17 protein-coding genes are annotated in these 14,105 nt (G+C 65.1%); 10 read left to right on the forward strand and 7 right to left on the reverse strand.

All coding sequences use genetic code 11. The features are described 5' to 3' along the window. Window positions 1-55: 55 nt before the first annotated feature. On the reverse strand, window positions 56-955 hold the full coding sequence (locus K359_RS0107580) for an SDR family oxidoreductase (protein ID WP_029078799.1): 900 nt from the start codon (window positions 953-955) through the stop codon (window positions 56-58). A 92-nt stretch (window positions 956-1,047) separates the two neighbouring features. Here K359_RS0107580 and K359_RS0107585 point away from each other — a divergent pair, with 92 nt between their 5' ends. Next, the gene (locus K359_RS0107585; RefSeq protein ID WP_051346050.1) at window positions 1,048-1,920 is read left to right on the forward strand and encodes a helix-turn-helix transcriptional regulator; all 873 of its coding nucleotides are present in this window, start codon (window positions 1,048-1,050) and stop codon (window positions 1,918-1,920) included. A gap of 74 nt (window positions 1,921-1,994) precedes the next feature. Next, entirely contained in the window at window positions 1,995-2,561 is a 567-nt protein-coding gene (locus tag K359_RS0107590; protein ID WP_029078801.1) for a GNAT family N-acetyltransferase, read from the forward strand. A 497-nt stretch (window positions 2,562-3,058) separates the two neighbouring features. Here K359_RS0107590 and K359_RS0107600 read toward each other — a convergent pair whose 3' ends face one another. Next, window positions 3,059-3,844, reverse strand: a complete 786-nt coding sequence (locus K359_RS0107600) for an ABC transporter permease (RefSeq protein ID WP_029078803.1) — start codon at window positions 3,842-3,844, stop codon at window positions 3,059-3,061. Next, complete coding sequence (locus K359_RS0107605) at window positions 3,844-4,659, reverse strand: ABC transporter ATP-binding protein (RefSeq protein ID WP_029078804.1); 816 nt, start codon at window positions 4,657-4,659, stop codon at window positions 3,844-3,846. Before K359_RS0107605 ends, K359_RS0107600 begins: the two co-directional genes overlap by 1 nt. 180 nt (window positions 4,660-4,839) lie before the next feature. Here K359_RS0107605 and K359_RS0107610 point away from each other — a divergent pair, with 180 nt between their 5' ends. Beyond that, window positions 4,840-5,763, forward strand: a complete 924-nt coding sequence (locus tag K359_RS0107610; RefSeq protein ID WP_029078805.1) for a ketopantoate reductase family protein — start codon at window positions 4,840-4,842, stop codon at window positions 5,761-5,763. On the opposite strand, the gene K359_RS0107615 is transcribed toward K359_RS0107610, so the two are convergent. After that, window positions 5,739-6,548, reverse strand: a complete 810-nt coding sequence (locus K359_RS0107615) for an IclR family transcriptional regulator (RefSeq protein WP_029078806.1) — start codon at window positions 6,546-6,548, stop codon at window positions 5,739-5,741. The genes K359_RS0107610 and K359_RS0107615 overlap by 25 nt on opposite strands. 129 nt (window positions 6,549-6,677) lie before the next feature. Here K359_RS0107615 and K359_RS0107620 point away from each other — a divergent pair, with 129 nt between their 5' ends. The 7 genes from K359_RS0107620 to K359_RS0107650 are packed head-to-tail and all read left to right on the forward strand — an operon-like array spanning window position 6,678 to window position 12,602. Continuing rightward, window positions 6,678-7,913, forward strand: coding sequence for an ABC transporter substrate-binding protein (locus K359_RS0107620; RefSeq protein ID WP_029078807.1), 1,236 nt, complete (start codon window positions 6,678-6,680; stop codon window positions 7,911-7,913). A gap of 56 nt (window positions 7,914-7,969) precedes the next feature. Continuing rightward, window positions 7,970-9,319, forward strand: a complete 1,350-nt coding sequence (locus tag K359_RS0107625) for an aromatic ring-hydroxylating dioxygenase subunit alpha (RefSeq protein WP_029078808.1) — start codon at window positions 7,970-7,972, stop codon at window positions 9,317-9,319. Then, entirely contained in the window at window positions 9,316-10,122 is an 807-nt protein-coding gene (locus K359_RS0107630; RefSeq protein ID WP_029078809.1) for an SDR family NAD(P)-dependent oxidoreductase, read from the forward strand. Before K359_RS0107625 ends, K359_RS0107630 begins: the two co-directional genes overlap by 4 nt. Before the next feature lie 31 nt (window positions 10,123-10,153). Continuing rightward, window positions 10,154-10,747 carry a 3-phenylpropionate/cinnamic acid dioxygenase subunit beta gene (locus tag K359_RS0107635; protein ID WP_029078810.1) on the forward strand — a complete coding sequence of 198 codons (594 nt, stop codon included), beginning with the start codon at window positions 10,154-10,156 and terminating at the stop codon, window positions 10,745-10,747. 27 nt (window positions 10,748-10,774) lie between these two features. After that, complete coding sequence (locus K359_RS0107640) at window positions 10,775-10,969, forward strand: hypothetical protein (protein WP_029078811.1); 195 nt, start codon at window positions 10,775-10,777, stop codon at window positions 10,967-10,969. A 23-nt stretch (window positions 10,970-10,992) separates the two neighbouring features. Beyond that, window positions 10,993-11,388: a hypothetical protein gene (locus tag K359_RS0107645; protein WP_029078812.1), complete on the forward strand. Its 396-nt coding sequence runs from the start codon at window positions 10,993-10,995 to the stop codon at window positions 11,386-11,388. Window positions 11,389-11,402: 14 nt separating this feature from the next. After that, the gene (locus K359_RS0107650; RefSeq protein ID WP_029078813.1) at window positions 11,403-12,602 is read left to right on the forward strand and encodes an FAD-dependent monooxygenase; all 1,200 of its coding nucleotides are present in this window, start codon (window positions 11,403-11,405) and stop codon (window positions 12,600-12,602) included. Window positions 12,603-12,615: 13 nt separating this feature from the next. On the opposite strand, the gene K359_RS0107655 is transcribed toward K359_RS0107650, so the two are convergent. From K359_RS0107655 to K359_RS0107665, 3 genes are all read right to left on the reverse strand, one after another. Further along, on the reverse strand, window positions 12,616-12,903 hold the full coding sequence (locus tag K359_RS0107655; protein WP_029078814.1) for a DUF3551 domain-containing protein: 288 nt from the start codon (window positions 12,901-12,903) through the stop codon (window positions 12,616-12,618). A 119-nt stretch (window positions 12,904-13,022) separates the two neighbouring features. Then, window positions 13,023-13,301 carry a DUF3551 domain-containing protein gene (locus K359_RS0107660; protein ID WP_029078815.1) on the reverse strand — a complete coding sequence of 93 codons (279 nt, stop codon included), beginning with the start codon at window positions 13,299-13,301 and terminating at the stop codon, window positions 13,023-13,025. Between the two features lie 36 nt (window positions 13,302-13,337). Continuing rightward, the gene (locus K359_RS0107665) at window positions 13,338-14,048 is read right to left on the reverse strand and encodes a hypothetical protein (protein ID WP_245284539.1); all 711 of its coding nucleotides are present in this window, start codon (window positions 14,046-14,048) and stop codon (window positions 13,338-13,340) included. Window positions 14,049-14,105 lie beyond the last annotated feature (57 nt).

Below are 14,105 nucleotides of genomic sequence, written 5' to 3' on the forward strand. Positions count from 1 at the left end.
AGGCGAAGCCGTAACCCACCATCTTCATTGCGCGGCATCGGCGGGTTACGCTTCGCTAAGCCTCCTGCGCGAAGTACGCGGGATGATCGATGTCGGCGATCAGCCCGGGCTGCTGCGGCTGCCAGTCGAGCCGTGACCGCGTCCGCGCACTCGAGGCTGGCACGTCGGCACCGGCGAACCTGCCCAAAAAGCCGAAATGCGCGACCGCTTCCTCCGGCGACTTCGACACCAGGGGAATGTTCAGGCGCCGCGCGATCACCTCGGCGATTGCCCTGAACGGCACGCCCTCGTCGGCGATCGCATGGAACGGGCCGCCCTCGACGCCGCGCTCGAGCGCGAGACGATAGAGCCGGGCCGCATCAAGACGATGCACGCCCGGCCAGCGATTGAGCCCTTCGCCGACATAGCCGGAGACCCCCTTCTCGCGCGCAATGGCGATGAGGCGCGGCACGAAGCCGTGATCGCCATGGCCATGCACGGACGGCGCAAGCCGGATGACGGTGGCGCGCACACCGCGCGCCGCCACCGCTGTTGTGGCCGCTTCGGTCATGCGCGGCAGTGCGGGCGAAGGCGGATGCGGCGCGTCCTCCTCGGTGGCAACGCGGCCCGGCGCCATGGTCGCAACGCCCGACGTCGTGATCAGCGGACGGTTCGAGCCTTCGAGCATGGCGCCGAGCGTCTCGATCGCGCGCCGGTCATCCTCGGAGTTCTCTGCGAACTTCGAAAAATCGTGGTTGAAGGCGCAGTGGATCACCGCATCCGCCTGCGCGGCGCCGCTTCTGAGGCTATCGAGATCCTCCAGCGTTCCGTAGTGAACCTCGGCGCCGGCGGCGGCGAGCGCTTCCGCTCCCTTGTCGGAACGGGTCATGCCGAGCACCTGATGGCCGGCGGCAATCAGATCGTCAGTGACGGCCGAGCCGACCCAGCCGGTCGCTCCAGTAACAAACACGCGCATCAGCAAGCCTCCAGGTTTTGCTGGAGACAAATTGGGGTCACCGCGCTATCGTGGTAAAGTAGTGACTTTATCATGGTATAATGGCTAACACGATGAGCGAGCCGCGCACCCAAGGGAATCTGCATGAGAAGCTGCATGACAACCTGCTCGGCGCCTATCTGAAGGACCGCCGCAGCAAGCTCGATCCTGCGACGTTCGGCTTTCCGCCGGAGCGGCGGCGCACGCCGGGCCTGCGCCGCGAGGAAGTGGCGCAGCGCGCCAACATCTCAGCGACCTGGTACACGTGGCTCGAACAGGGCCGCGGCGGCGCGCCGTCGGCCGACGTGCTCGACCGCATCGCGCGGGCGCTGATGCTGACCGATGTCGAGCGCGAGCATCTGTTCCTGCTCGGCCTCGGCCGCACACCCGAGGTGCGCTACCACCGAAGCGAAGGTGTGACGCCGCGGCTGCAACGCGTGCTCGACGCGTTGCTGCCGAGCCCCGCCGTGATCAGGACCGCGACATGGGACATCGTCGCCTGGAACCGGGCGGCGACCGTGATGCTGACGGACTATGGATCGCTGCCGCCGCGCGAGCGCAACGTGTTGCGCTTCATGTTCCTCGATCCGCGCGTCCGCGCCGCGCAGCACGATTGGGCAAGCGTGGCGCGCTTCGTCGTCGGCGCCTTCAGGGTGGACGCCGCCCGCGCCGGAGCTGCCGCCGAGGTGCAACCGTTCGTCGATGAGCTCTGCCGGCTGAGCCCCGAATTCGCGGCGCTGTGGCGCGACAACGACGTGCGAACCCATGGCGAAGGCATCAAGCAGCTCCGGCACCCGATCCTGGGGCCGGTCAAGTTCGAATATTCGGCGTTCGCGGTTGATGGCCGGCCTGACCTCAGCATGATCGTCTACAATCCGATCGACCCGGAGGTGACGGAAAAGATCCGCGGGCTGATGGACGCCGCGCCAGCGCACGAGCGCGCGTGATCGACGCGCGCTCGCCAAGCTCGTGCCGCCGGGATAGACTCGAACTGGATTGCGACCGTCATTGGGTCGATTGAATGAGACTGTTCTCGCACCGACTGACGTTGCGAACATGGCAAGAGGCCGATAAGGCTCGATTTGCGGAGATGTCAGCGGACTCCGCCGTCATGCAGCATCTGCGCCCCCTCCCGACACGAAAGTCGAGCGATGCCTGGGTTGATTTCCAGATCGAGCATCAATCAATCCATGGGTTCTGCATGTGGGCCGTGGAACTGAGCTCCTCCGGAGAATTTGTTGGCGCGGTCGGATTGCTGGTTGTCAATTTCACGGCTCAGTTCACGCCTGCTGTGGAAATCGGCTGGCGCCTGCCACGCGCATTTTGGGGACAGGGGCTCGCCACCGAGGCAGGTCACAAGGCGCTTGAATTTGGCTTCCGAGAGCTGGGTTTACCCGAGATTGTCGCGCATGCGAGCGTCCACAACACGCGCTCTCTTCGCGTCATGTCCAGATTGGGGATGTCGCACAAGCCGGCCGACGATTTTGACCATCCGCGTGTCAAGGAATCAGACCCGCTCCGGCGACAGGCGCTCTATCGCTTGAAACGCAATAACTGGCCTGTCACGGCCGAGCAGCCGCACCGATGAGTAGCTCAGATCTTTTCAAGCGCACGCGGCAGGCTAACGGACATGATCGTCGCTGCCTTTTACAAAGCGAAACGCGAATTGAGTTACCGCTCTGACACGACCTCAGGTATAGTCGCCCCACCACCGACCCAACGGTGGGATTTGGGAGAAGATAGCCATGAAAGCCTCGTTACTCCTCGCGGGCCTAGCTGTCGCGATCTTGTCGATTGCCCCCGCAAATGCTGAGAACATACCCGCCCCCGCTAGGCAGGCAACCTCGGGAGCAGCCTGCTCCGTCTCCAGTAGCTGGCCCAATCCTACGCCGGTCGTTTGCTGGCCAGAGGGCGTCAAACGTTTCCACAACTTCAACGAATGTAGGGAATCCTTTCTGAAGTTTGGCCACGATACCAACGGCATTTCGTGGTGGTGCCACAGCCAGGGATACAAGACCTGACGGTTTCGGACTCAGAACGCGTAGAGGCCGCCTTCGTTGGCGGCCTCTTTGATTGCAATGACGGTTAGTCCCGCGATACCGCCGTCGGCCGCCAAACCAGAAGCCGCTTCTCCACCGCCGTCACCGCCATGTCGATCAGGATGACGAAGGCCGACAGCACGAACATGCCGGCGAACACGCCGGCGACGTCGAACACGCCCTCGGCCTGCTGGATCAGATAGCCGAGGCCAGCCGCGGAGCCGAGATATTCGCCGACCACGGCGCCGACCACCGCGAAGCCGACCGACGTGTGCAGCGAGGAGAACATCCAGGACAGCGCCGACGGCCAGTAGACGTGGCGCATCAGCTGCCGCTCGTTCATGCCGAGCATGCGGCCATTGTCGAGCACCGTGGTCGGCACTTCCTTGACGCCCTGATAGACGTTGAAGAACACGATGAAGAACACGAGCGTCACGCCGAGAGCGACCTTGGACGAGACGCCGAGCCCGAACCACAACGCGAAGATCGGCGCCAGCACGACGCGCGGCAGCGCGTTGACCATCTTCACATAGGGATCGAACACCGCGGCGACGCGCGGCTGCCGCGCGAACCAGAAGCCGACCAGGATGCCGCCGGCCGAGCCGATCACGAAGGCGAGGATCGATTCCCACAGCGTGATCGCGAGATGCTTCCAGATCACCCCGCTCGAGAACCATTTTACAATCTGGGTGAAGACGTCGACCGGATTGGAGAAGAAGAACGGCGGCAGCAACACCTTGCCGAACACCGACACGGTGGCAAAGAACTGCCACAGCGCCAGCGTGACGACGGCGACCAGAACCTGCAGGAACAATAGCGTGACGCGCGACATCAAGCGGCCCCCGCCTGCGTCGACTGGACATAGCCCTTCATCACCTCGTCCTTCAGCACGCCCCAAATCTCGCGGTGCAGGGCATGGAAATCCTTCTCCATCCTGACTTCAGAGATATCGCGCGGCCGCGGCAGCGTGATGCGCCAGTCGCCGATGATGCGTGCGGAAGGACCTGCCGACATGATCACGACGCGATCGGCCAGCGCGATCGCCTCCTCGAGATCGTGGGTGACGAACAGCACCGCCTTGCGGTCGGCGCTCCACAATTCCAGCAGCAGATTTCCCATGATCTGCCGGGTCTGGGCGTCAAGCGGGCCGAACGGCTCGTCCATCAGCAGGATCTTCGGATCGCGGATCAGCACCTGCGCCAGCGCGACGCGCTTGCGCTGGCCGCCCGACAGCATGTGCGGATAACGGCCCGCAAAGGCGCCGAGCCCGACCGCTACGAGCCATTTCTGCGCGCGCGCGAGCGCCTCGGGGCGCGGCGTGCCGGAGATCTCGAGCCCGATCGCGACATTGTCGATCGCGGTCTTCCAGGGGAATAACGCATCGGCCTGGAACAGGTAGCCGGCGTCGCGGTTGAGGCCGCCCAGTGGCTTGTCGAAGATCCGCGCTGATCCAGCGGCTGGTTTCAAGAGCCCCGCGGTGACGTTGAGCAGCGTCGACTTTCCGCATCCGGTCGGACCGACAATGGCGACGAACTCGCCATGCGCCACCGCAAGATTGGCCTGCTCGACCGCGGTATAGACGCGTCCATCCGCCAACCGAAACGCCACCGTCGCACCGTCAAGCGCGACTGCCGTCGGCTCCGCCATCGCCACCGCATTCCTCCCAAACGTTCGGGGATGGCTTAGCGGGTCGAGCGGACAAGTTCAACGGAGGAAGATGGCGCAGGCAGACGAGGCTGCGGTCACGCGGTTTTCAGGCAGAACGGGTTGCGCATTGCGCCGACATCGCCGAGGCTACGGGCCAACGCGATGGACAAGGAGAAAAACATGCGGATCGCAGTGGTAGGCGCCGGAGGTGTCGGCGGTGGCTTTGGTGCGGCGCTCGCGCATGCCGGCGCTGACGTCACCTTTATCGCGCGCGGCGCCCATCTGGCCGCGATGCGGAGCGAGGGACTGAAGGTTCAGGGCGGCCGCGGCGAGACCCACCTGGTCCCGACCCAGGCGACCGACGATCCGGCAAGCGTCGGCCCGGTCGATATCGTACTGTTCTGCGTCAAGCTGTGGGACGTCGAAAGCGCCGGGGCGCACATCAAGCCGATGGTCGGTCCCGACACCGCCGTGATCCCGCTGCAGAACGGCATCGACGCGCCCGACCGGCTGATCCCGATCCTCGGACCTAACGCCGTGATGGGCGGCGTGGCGCAGATCTCAGCCTCGATCATCAAGCCCGGCGTGATCAACCAGGTCGGCACCTTCATGCGCATGATCTTCGGCGAGCTCGACGGCCGCATCACGCCGCGCAGCAAGGCGCTGCTCGAGCTCTGCCTGAAGGCCGGCTTCGATGCGACGCTGAGCGAAGCGATCAACACCGAACTCTGGATGAAGTTCGTAGGCCTCGCCACCAATGCCGGCATGACCGCGGTCACGCGGCTGCCGATCGGCAGGCTGCGCGACGATCCCGATTTGCGCCCGTTCTTCGTGTCGGCCTGCGAGGAGACAATCGCCGTCGCCCGCGCCAGCGGCGTCAAGCTGCCGCCGGATACGCTGGAGAAGGTGCTCGCCTTCATCGGGCACGCGCCGCCCGCCATGAAGGCCTCGATGGCGCTCGACCTCGAGCGCGGCAACCGGCTCGAACTGCCCTGGCTGAACGGCAAGGTGGTCGAACTCGGCCGCAAGCTCGGCGTGGCGACGCCGACGCACGACATGCTCTATGCGGTGCTGAAGCCCTATGCGATGGGCGCGCCGTCCTGAAATCCCAGCAGGACTGAAATCTGCCGGCCCGCCGCGCGGACCAGCCTGGAAAATTCCAGCAGCTTCTGCTCGTCGATGCGCGCGCTCGGCCCGTAGAGACCGACCGAGCCGACGACGCTGCCGCGGTGATCGAAACACGGCGCGGAGACCGCGACCGTGCCGGCGAAGATCTCGCTGTGGCTGGTCGCATAGCCGTTGCGCCGGGCAAATGCCAAGGCTTCCTCCAGCCGCGCACGGTCGGCACTCTTCGGGACGGTGGCGAGGAGTGCGGCCTGCCGCGACGGGTCCATGAAGGCCAGCATCGCTTTGCCGGTCGAGCCCCGGGTCAGGCTCGAACTGTCGCCGACGCCGCGGCTGATCGAGAGCACGTGACGGCTCTCGCATTCGAGGATGCAGATGCCGCGATCCTCCTGCATGCGGAACAGCGCCGCGGTCTCGCCGGTGGCCTCGCGCAAGCCTTCGACAACCGGACGTGCGACCGCGACGACTTCGAGCCCCTTCAGCCAGACATGGGACAGCTTCATCACGCCGTGCGACAGCCGGAAGCGCTGCGGATCGCCTTCGGCCTGGATCAGGTCGCGCTGCGCCAGCGTCTGCAGCAGGCGATAGAGTGTCGGCCGGCTCAGCCCGACGCGCTTCTGGATATCAATCACGCTCATCGCCGGCTGATCGGGCGTGAAGCATTGCAGGATCGCGATCGCGCGATCGACTGCCCGGACGCCTGACGCGCCCTGCTCGGTGTCCCGTTCCGTGCCTTGGGCTTCCGCCTTCGGTTTCTTCGCCATCGTCCACATCCGCAAATTTGGCAGGGCGCGCTGCATCCAGCGCGCTTGACCAATGGGCCCGCGCGGATACTATCTCAAATTATGAGAATAATGTCCACTACATGGACATAGCAGAAGTGGACGGGAGGATTGGAATTGCCTCAGACAGACGCCTCGCGCAGATGGGCCGCCGCTACGATCGCCACGCTGATGCTCTCGACGCCGCTGGCGCAGGCCGCGCCCGACGGTTCGGGCATCTCGGATGGCGTGGTGCGGATTGCGGTGCTGGGCGACTACGGCAGCGGCCGCGATCTCGGCGGGCCCGGTTCGGTGACGGCCGCCAAGCTTGCCGCTGAGGATTTTCACAACAAGGTGCTGGGCAAGCCGATCGAGATCATCTCGGCCGATCACCAGAACAAGCCTGATGTCGCGGTTGGGATCGCGCGGCAGTGGTTTGATGTCGAGCATGTCGACGCGGTGACCGACCTTGCGGTGAGCTCGGTCGGCCTCGCGGTCGCCGGGCTCGCGACGCAGAGCAACCGGACTGCCCTGGTCTCGGGCGCAGCGACCTCGGACCTCACCGGCGACAAATGCTCGCCCGTCATCACGCATTGGGCCGACGACACCTACGCCCTGTCGGCCGGCCTGGTCGGCGAGTTGGGCCGCCGCGTCGGCAAGGAATGGTTCTTCGTCGCGGTCGACTATTCGTTCGGCACCGCGATGGTGAAGGACGCCTCACGTGCTGTCACCGATGCCGGCGGCAAGGTGCTCGGCGCAGTGCGCTATCCGTTCAACACCACCGACTTCTCGTCCTTCCTGCTGGCCGCCCAAAACTCCGGCGCCAAGGTGGTGGCGCTGGCCGGCACCGGCGCCGACACCGTCAACGCGGTCAAGCAGACCCACGAATTCGGCCTGCAACAGGGCGGCCAGACCATCGTCGGCATGCTGACCTTCATCTCCGACGTCCACTCGATCGGCCTGCGCGACGCGCAGGGCATGTACATCGCATCACAATATTACTGGGATGACGACGACGGCACCCGCGCCTTCGCCAAACGCTTCATCGCGATCGAGAAGCGCGAGCCGACCAAGCTGCAGGCGGCGACCTATGCCGCCGTGCGCCATTACCTGAAGGCGATCGAGGCCGGCGGCAGCGACGAGGCGAAGGCGGTGAATGCCGAGATGCGCAAGCTGCCGGTGGATTTCTTCGGCCGCCCCGCGCACATCCGTAAAGACGGCCGCGTCGTCTACGACCTCTCGCTCTACCGCGTGAAGAAGCCGGACGAGAGCAAATATCCCTGGGACTACTACCAGAAGATCGCGGTCATCCCCGGCGACAAGGCGTTTCGCCCCGAAGGCACCGGCGGCTGCAAGCTCGACAAATAGGACGCACCATCATTCGCCGCGACGCAGCGTCGCGCAAACCAGACAAGGAGAAGCCGATGCCGCTTCGCAACGATTTCAAAGAGCTTGTTGACGTCAAGGGTGGCTTCATCAGCCGCGAGATCTTCGTGGACGCCGATATCTACCGGCAGGAGCTCGACAAGGTCTTCACCCGCGCCTGGCTCCTGGTCGGTCACGAGAGCCTGGTGCCCAATCCCGGCGATTTCTACACCTCGCGGATGGGTGAGGAGTCGGTCATCCTATGCCGCGACAAGAAAGGCGAGATCCACGTCTTCCTGAATTCGTGCCGGCACCGCGGCATGAAGGTGTGCCGCTACGAGCAGGGCAACACGTCGCTGTTCACCTGCCCCTATCACAGCTGGACCTACACCACCGACGGCAAGCTGCAAGGCGTTCCGCTGCACCGGACGCTCTATGACGGCGTGCTCGACCGCGAGGCCAATTCGCTGGTCTCGGTGGCGAAGCTCTGCAACTACAAGGGCTCGATCTGGGCAACCTGGGACAAGGATGCGCCCGACTTCATCACCTATCTCGGCGACGCCAGGATCCATCTCGACCAGGCGCTCGATTGCCGCGACGGCCGCGAGGGCGGCTCCGAGGTGATCGGCGTCCACAAATGGGTGTTCCCCGCCAACTGGAAATTCGCCGCCGAGAATTTCCTCGGCGACACCTATCACAATCCGAGCCACCGCTCGGTCGACCTGATCGGCATCGGCCCGAGCGCCGCCGCCGGCAAGAAGGGCCGCCGCGACGACGAGCTGGAGAAAGCGCAGCACGTCTGGATCAGCTTTCCGGAAGGCCATGGCGTGCACAGCGCGATCCAGCCGGAGGCCAACGAATATACCGAGTCCTTCCTCGACAATCCGATCCTGGAAAAATACTTCCGGCACTGCTTCGAGGAGCGCAAGCGGCGGCTCGGCGAAGGCGCGCGGCTGCTGCCGTTCGTCGGCACGATCTTCCCCAACACGTCCTATCACGGCCGCCAGCCGCGCGGATTGTGCACCTGGCATCCGCACAGCCCGACCTCGACCGAAGGCTGGCGCTTCTTCCTGGTCGACAAGGACGCGCCGCAGGAAGCCAAGGACTATCTGCGCCACTACTACATGCGCTACTCCGGCCCGGCCGGCATGACCGAGCAGGACGACATGGAGAACTGGCTCTATGCCACCGCCGCGAGCACCGGCACGGTCGCGCGGCGCTACCCGTTCAACTATCAGCAATCGATGGGCGCCTACACGAGCGACCATCCGCTCGGCGGCGATGTCTCGACCCAAGTCACCGAGCAGATTGCACGCGGCTTCTACCGCCGCTGGACCACCTACATGCAGGGCGGCGATTGGCATGAGCTGCTTGGATCGCCCGCAAGCAACCGGCAGGCCGCAGAATGACCGCGCCCCGAAAAACCGTCCTCGTCAGCGGCGGCACCTTCGGCATCGGCCGCGCCATCACGCTCGGCCTCGCCAGGCGCGGCCATGCAGTGGTGGCGTTCGGCCTCGAGGCGCCGCAGGTCTCCAGCACCGCGCAGAACGCCATTCCGGCCCTGCGCGAGGAGCTGGATCGCGAGGGCCTCTCGGCCGAACTGATGGAAGCCGATGTGTCGCAGACTCGCGACGTCGCGCGGGTGGTCGCGCACGCCATGACGCGGTTCGGCCGCATCGACGGCGTCGTCAACAACGCGGCGATCGGCCCGCTCGGCACCGTGCTCGACACCGACGAGGCGCTGTTCGATCGCATCATCGCTGTCAACCTGAAGGGACCGTATCTGACCAGCCGCGCCGCGATCCCCCACATGATCGCGCAAGGCGGCGGCTCGATCGTCAACATCGGATCCGGCGCCGGCTGGGGCAAGCCGAACATGGCGGTCTACAGCGCGAGCAAGGGCGGCGTTGTCGCGCTCAGCGCGGCGATGGCCTACGACTTCTTCCACCAGCGCATCCGCGTCAACACCGTCATCCCCGGAGGCGGTGGGATCGTCAGCGGCATGAGCCTCGGCCGTGCCGGCGGCGATGCGGCGCGCTTCGGCAAGGGCGCGTCGGGCACCGCCGCGGGCCGCGTCGCCGCCGGTGACGACATCGCTAATGTGGTGGCGTTCCTGCTGTCGCCGGATGCCGAGACGCTGTCCGGCACCGTGATCGATGTCGGCTGCTTCGCCCAGCAGGGCGGGCCGATCCCGCCCAAGCCGGCGTCCTGACAAGTCAGCGATGCCTGATGAGGAGATACCGATGACGACAACCGTTCAGGATCAGGACAGACAAGCGCAGGCTTCGAACGCCACGATCGAACGTTCGGCGGCCTACTACCGGCTGAAGGCCGATGTCGAGGATTTCTACTACCGCGAGGCCGACCTGCTCGATGACCGGCGCTTCCGCGACTGGCTCGATCTGCTCACCGAAGACATCAGCTATTTCATGCCGATCCGGCGCAATGTGAAATTCGGCCAGCAGGCCGCGCGCGAGAACACCAGACGCGGCGAAGGCATCAGCTGGTTCGACGAGGACAAGTGGACATTGACCAAGCGGGTCGAGCAGATCCTGACCGGCGTGCATTATGCCGAGGAGCCGCTGTCGCGGATCACCCACATGGTCAGCAATGTGCAGATCAAGGGCGCGCGGCCGGATATCGATGCGGCGCGCGAGCTCGATGTCGCGAGCCGCTTCCTCGTCTACCAGAACCGCGTCGAGTACGAGACCTACATCTTCGTCGGCCGCCGCAACGACACGCTGCGCCTGACCGACCTTGGCTGGAAGATCGCAAGGCGCGAGATATTGCTTGAACAGAACATCCTGCTGGCCAAGAATCTCACCACGTTCTTCTGAGCGAGGCCAAGGAAAGCAAGGGAAGCGATGATTGACGTGACGGCGATCAAGGTCGGGACGCGGCTCAAGTTAGAGGCCGGCGTCGTCGCCGAGGTGGTGGAGAACATGGACGATGGGCAGTGGCTGCAGGTGCGCTATCTGGACTCCCCTGCCCGTCCCGGCGACGTCGGCATGGTGGAGCTGTGCCACGCCCAGGATGTCATCAAGGTACTCAGCGAGTAGCTCCGGCCAACGGATAATCGATCATGCTGCGCTTTGAATACATGCCGAGCGATTTCCATCCGCTGTTCCTGTTCCTCGGCGAAGCCGCCGATCTCGCCGCGCTGGCAAAACTGTTGCGGCGCTTTGCCGAGAGCCCGCAAACCATTGCCGTGGCGGAGCGGATTCCCGGTGCCGTCTCGCGCAACGCGCTGGTGCTGGCCCCGGCCGACGACGAATTCGGCATGCGCGATCTCGGTGGCCGCTTTGCCTGGAAGCTGACGGATTGGCAGGCGCAGCGGATCGCCGAGCGCATCGAGCTGCTGACGCCTGAGGATAACAAGTCCGGCTCGGAAATCGTCGAGATCGGCAGCGAGGGCGAGATTCCGGTCAAGCTGTCGCGCGGCGAATTCACCGACGACTTCCTGATCACGCGCAGATAACGGCGGCATAGAGCGTGAGTGAACAACGCACACCAAAAGTCCTGATTGCCGGCGCCGGGATCGGCGGCCTCGTCGCAGGATTGGCGCTGCTGCAGCGAGGCATTGAGGTCGAGATTTTCGAGCAGGCGTCCGAGCTGCGCGAGCTCGGCGCCGGCGTCCAGCTCAGCGCCAACGGCACCAGCGTCCTGATTGCGCTCGGCCTCGAACGGGAGATGCAGGCGATCGCCTGCGAGCCCTCCGGCAAGGAGATCAGGCTGTTCAGCACCGGGCGGACCTGGAAGCTGTTCGATCTCGGCGCCTCCTCGCGCGCGATCTATGGCGCGCCCTACTGGATGGTGCATCGCGGCGACTTTCACCGCGTGCTGGTTGACGCGTTCAACGCACGCGCGCCTGGCAGGCTGCATCTCGACAGCCGCTGCGCCGGTTTTGACGAGGACGGCGACGGCATCTGGCTGCGTCTCGCCAATGGCGAACAGCACCGCGGCGGCGTGCTGGTCGGCGCCGACGGCGTGCACTCGGAAATCCGCCGGCAGATCGGCGGCAACACAAAACCGTTCTTCTCGGGCGTCGCCGCCTGGCGCGGCCTGGTGCCGATGGCACGGCTGCCGGCACGCCTCAGGCGCGACGTCGGCACCAACTGGGTCGGTCCCGGCGGCCACGTCATCACCTATCCGGTGCGCGGTGGCGAGCTGTTGAACTTCGTCGGCATTTTCGAGGGCGAGAGCTGGTCTGTGGAGTCGTGGACCGAACGCGGCACGCGCGAGGCCTGCAGCGGCGCCTTTACCGGTTGGAATCCGGAAATCCACAGCATCATCGACAACCTCGATGTACCCTACAAATGGGCACTGCTCGGCCGCGATCCGCTCGACCGATTCGTCGTCGGACGCGCCTGCGTGCTCGGCGACGCCGCGCATCCGACGCTGCCGTTCCTCGCCCAGGGCGCCAACATGGCGATCGAGGACGGCATGGTGCTGGCGCGCTGCCTCGAACGCTTCCCTCCCGAAGAGGCGCTGCAGCGCTACCAGACCGCGCGGCTCGCGCGGACCAATACGATCGTGGTGAAGTCAGCCGAGAATGCCAAGCGCTTCCATAATCCGGCGCTCGCTGACGCCGAAGGCGCCGATGCCTATGTCTCGCGCGAATGGCAGCCGGACCGGGTGCGCGAGCGCTATGACTGGCTGTTCACCTACGACGCGCTAAACGTGCCGGTCTGACGGCGCTCCCGCGTCAGTAAGCGCGATAATGCCGTCCGCGATGCGCCCGGCGCTTCGGGGGCGGTTGCGGGGCGAAAAAAGGATTCACCGAGCACATCGCGCCACGGCCCGATGCGCCCGCCTGGCACTGCGGGATCGAGGTGAAGCTGCAATCGATGTAGTTTCCGCCGAACCGGCCGCCATAGACATGCATGCACACCGGATAGTTCGGATCGTAGGCCTGCCCGGCGGCAGGTCCGGCAAGCACACCACCAAAAGCGGCGACCGCACATGCGGCGATCGCGAACAGTTTCAGGCGCATCGGTCTCTCCTTGTCGTCCGGAAGGTTTCCACGCAACTGCCGGAGTGTGTCAACAGCACCGGCGAAGCGTCCGCCATGCGGGCCGGCACGGGCGAACAATATGCCAGTGCCCGGGCGTGCTACTCCGTGCGTTGGCGTTGCCCCTTCTTCGGCGCTGTTTTTGGACCCTTGTAGAAGGGATTGACCGAGCATGTCGCCGATCGCCCGGAGGCCGTTGCCTGACACTGCGGAAGCGATGTGAAGCTGCAATCGATGTACTCGGGCGTCATCCTGCCCTCATAGACTTCCATGCACACCGGATAGTTCGGATCGTACCTTTGTGCGGCGGCTGGCCCGGCGATGCACACGCCAACGACCGCGGTGACAAGGGCTGCGGCGATGGTGAATTTCATGCGCATCGCGTTCTCCTCACGCCTGATCCGGAGCGCCGGGCATTATCGCTGGCCGTCTGCCGGCTTGCTGTCGTCTTCGCCGAGACAGCGGATCATGAAGGCCGTCGTGTCCCGCGGCAGCACTTGCGCGGCGCGCGCCTTGAGACGGCATTCGAGCTGCGCGATCTGGCGCGCCCGTTGCCGTTCCGACGGCAGCGTTGATTGCCGCAACCGGCGCAGCGTCATTGGCGAACCATCCGACTCGAAGCTCAGTTCGTACTTCTTGCCGTTCTGGTCGGTGGCGGCGCAGGTGATGGTGGACACCTGCCGCGTGATGAAGCTTCCGACCTGGCGGCAAGAGCCCGTCGACATCTCGACCAGGGGCACCGGCAGGCCGTCGACGCGCGGGCGGTCGCTCGACTTCAGCAGCATGCGGTCGACCGCAAGCTCGAACAGATTGTCCTGGGTGCGCTCGGTGCTCTCGCCGGAGAACGAGATGATGTGGCTCTTGTCGGCGGGATCGTCGAGCACCACGGTGAATTCGGAACGGCCGCGCAGGGTGTGGAAATAGGCCACCGCCTTGCAGCTATAGCTGCGGCCCGCGACGGTGACATTGCGGCAGGTGCCCGACATCAGCGCGTAGAGATCGACGTCGTAGACCGGGCCGGCGGCAACAGCGAGCGCAGGCCAGCAGACGATGGCAGTCGCAATCAGTTGAGCGAAACGGGAGATCATGCTGAAACGGTCGAGAACACGGTCGTTGGAGAAGTCCATGGCGCAGGGTCGCCGATTTCCACGGACTGTGCAACGATGAAGCAGGCCTAAATGTGG

The sequence above is a fragment of the Bradyrhizobium sp. th-b2 genome, from assembly GCF_000426785.1.
In the GTDB taxonomy this organism is placed as follows: Bacteria; Pseudomonadota; Alphaproteobacteria; order Rhizobiales; family Xanthobacteraceae; genus Bradyrhizobium; species Bradyrhizobium septentrionale.

What these genes read in the sequence shown, in the direction of transcription:
- K359_RS0107580 (WP_029078799.1), bottom strand. Translation starts at nt 955, where the DNA reads ATGCGCGTGTTTGTTACTGGAGCGACCGGCTGGGTCGGCTCGGCCGTC.
- K359_RS0107585 (WP_051346050.1), top strand. Translation starts at nt 1,048, where the DNA reads ATGAGCGAGCCGCGCACCCAAGGGAATCTGCATGAGAAGCTGCATGAC.
- K359_RS0107590 (WP_029078801.1), top strand. Translation starts at nt 1,995, where the DNA reads ATGAGACTGTTCTCGCACCGACTGACGTTGCGAACATGGCAAGAGGCC.
- K359_RS0107600 (WP_029078803.1), bottom strand. Translation starts at nt 3,844, where the DNA reads ATGTCGCGCGTCACGCTATTGTTCCTGCAGGTTCTGGTCGCCGTCGTC.
- K359_RS0107605 (WP_029078804.1), bottom strand. Translation starts at nt 4,659, where the DNA reads ATGGCGGAGCCGACGGCAGTCGCGCTTGACGGTGCGACGGTGGCGTTT.
- K359_RS0107610 (WP_029078805.1), top strand. Translation starts at nt 4,840, where the DNA reads ATGCGGATCGCAGTGGTAGGCGCCGGAGGTGTCGGCGGTGGCTTTGGT.
- K359_RS0107615 (WP_029078806.1), bottom strand. Translation starts at nt 6,548, where the DNA reads ATGGCGAAGAAACCGAAGGCGGAAGCCCAAGGCACGGAACGGGACACC.
- K359_RS0107625 (WP_029078808.1), top strand. Translation starts at nt 7,970, where the DNA reads ATGCCGCTTCGCAACGATTTCAAAGAGCTTGTTGACGTCAAGGGTGGC.
- K359_RS0107630 (WP_029078809.1), top strand. Translation starts at nt 9,316, where the DNA reads ATGACCGCGCCCCGAAAAACCGTCCTCGTCAGCGGCGGCACCTTCGGC.
- K359_RS0107635 (WP_029078810.1), top strand. Translation starts at nt 10,154, where the DNA reads ATGACGACAACCGTTCAGGATCAGGACAGACAAGCGCAGGCTTCGAAC.
- K359_RS0107640 (WP_029078811.1), top strand. Translation starts at nt 10,775, where the DNA reads ATGATTGACGTGACGGCGATCAAGGTCGGGACGCGGCTCAAGTTAGAG.
- K359_RS0107645 (WP_029078812.1), top strand. Translation starts at nt 10,993, where the DNA reads ATGCTGCGCTTTGAATACATGCCGAGCGATTTCCATCCGCTGTTCCTG.
- K359_RS0107655 (WP_029078814.1), bottom strand. Translation starts at nt 12,903, where the DNA reads ATGCGCCTGAAACTGTTCGCGATCGCCGCATGTGCGGTCGCCGCTTTT.
- K359_RS0107660 (WP_029078815.1), bottom strand. Translation starts at nt 13,301, where the DNA reads ATGCGCATGAAATTCACCATCGCCGCAGCCCTTGTCACCGCGGTCGTT.
- K359_RS0107665 (WP_245284539.1), bottom strand. Translation starts at nt 14,048, where the DNA reads ATGGACTTCTCCAACGACCGTGTTCTCGACCGTTTCAGCATGATCTCC.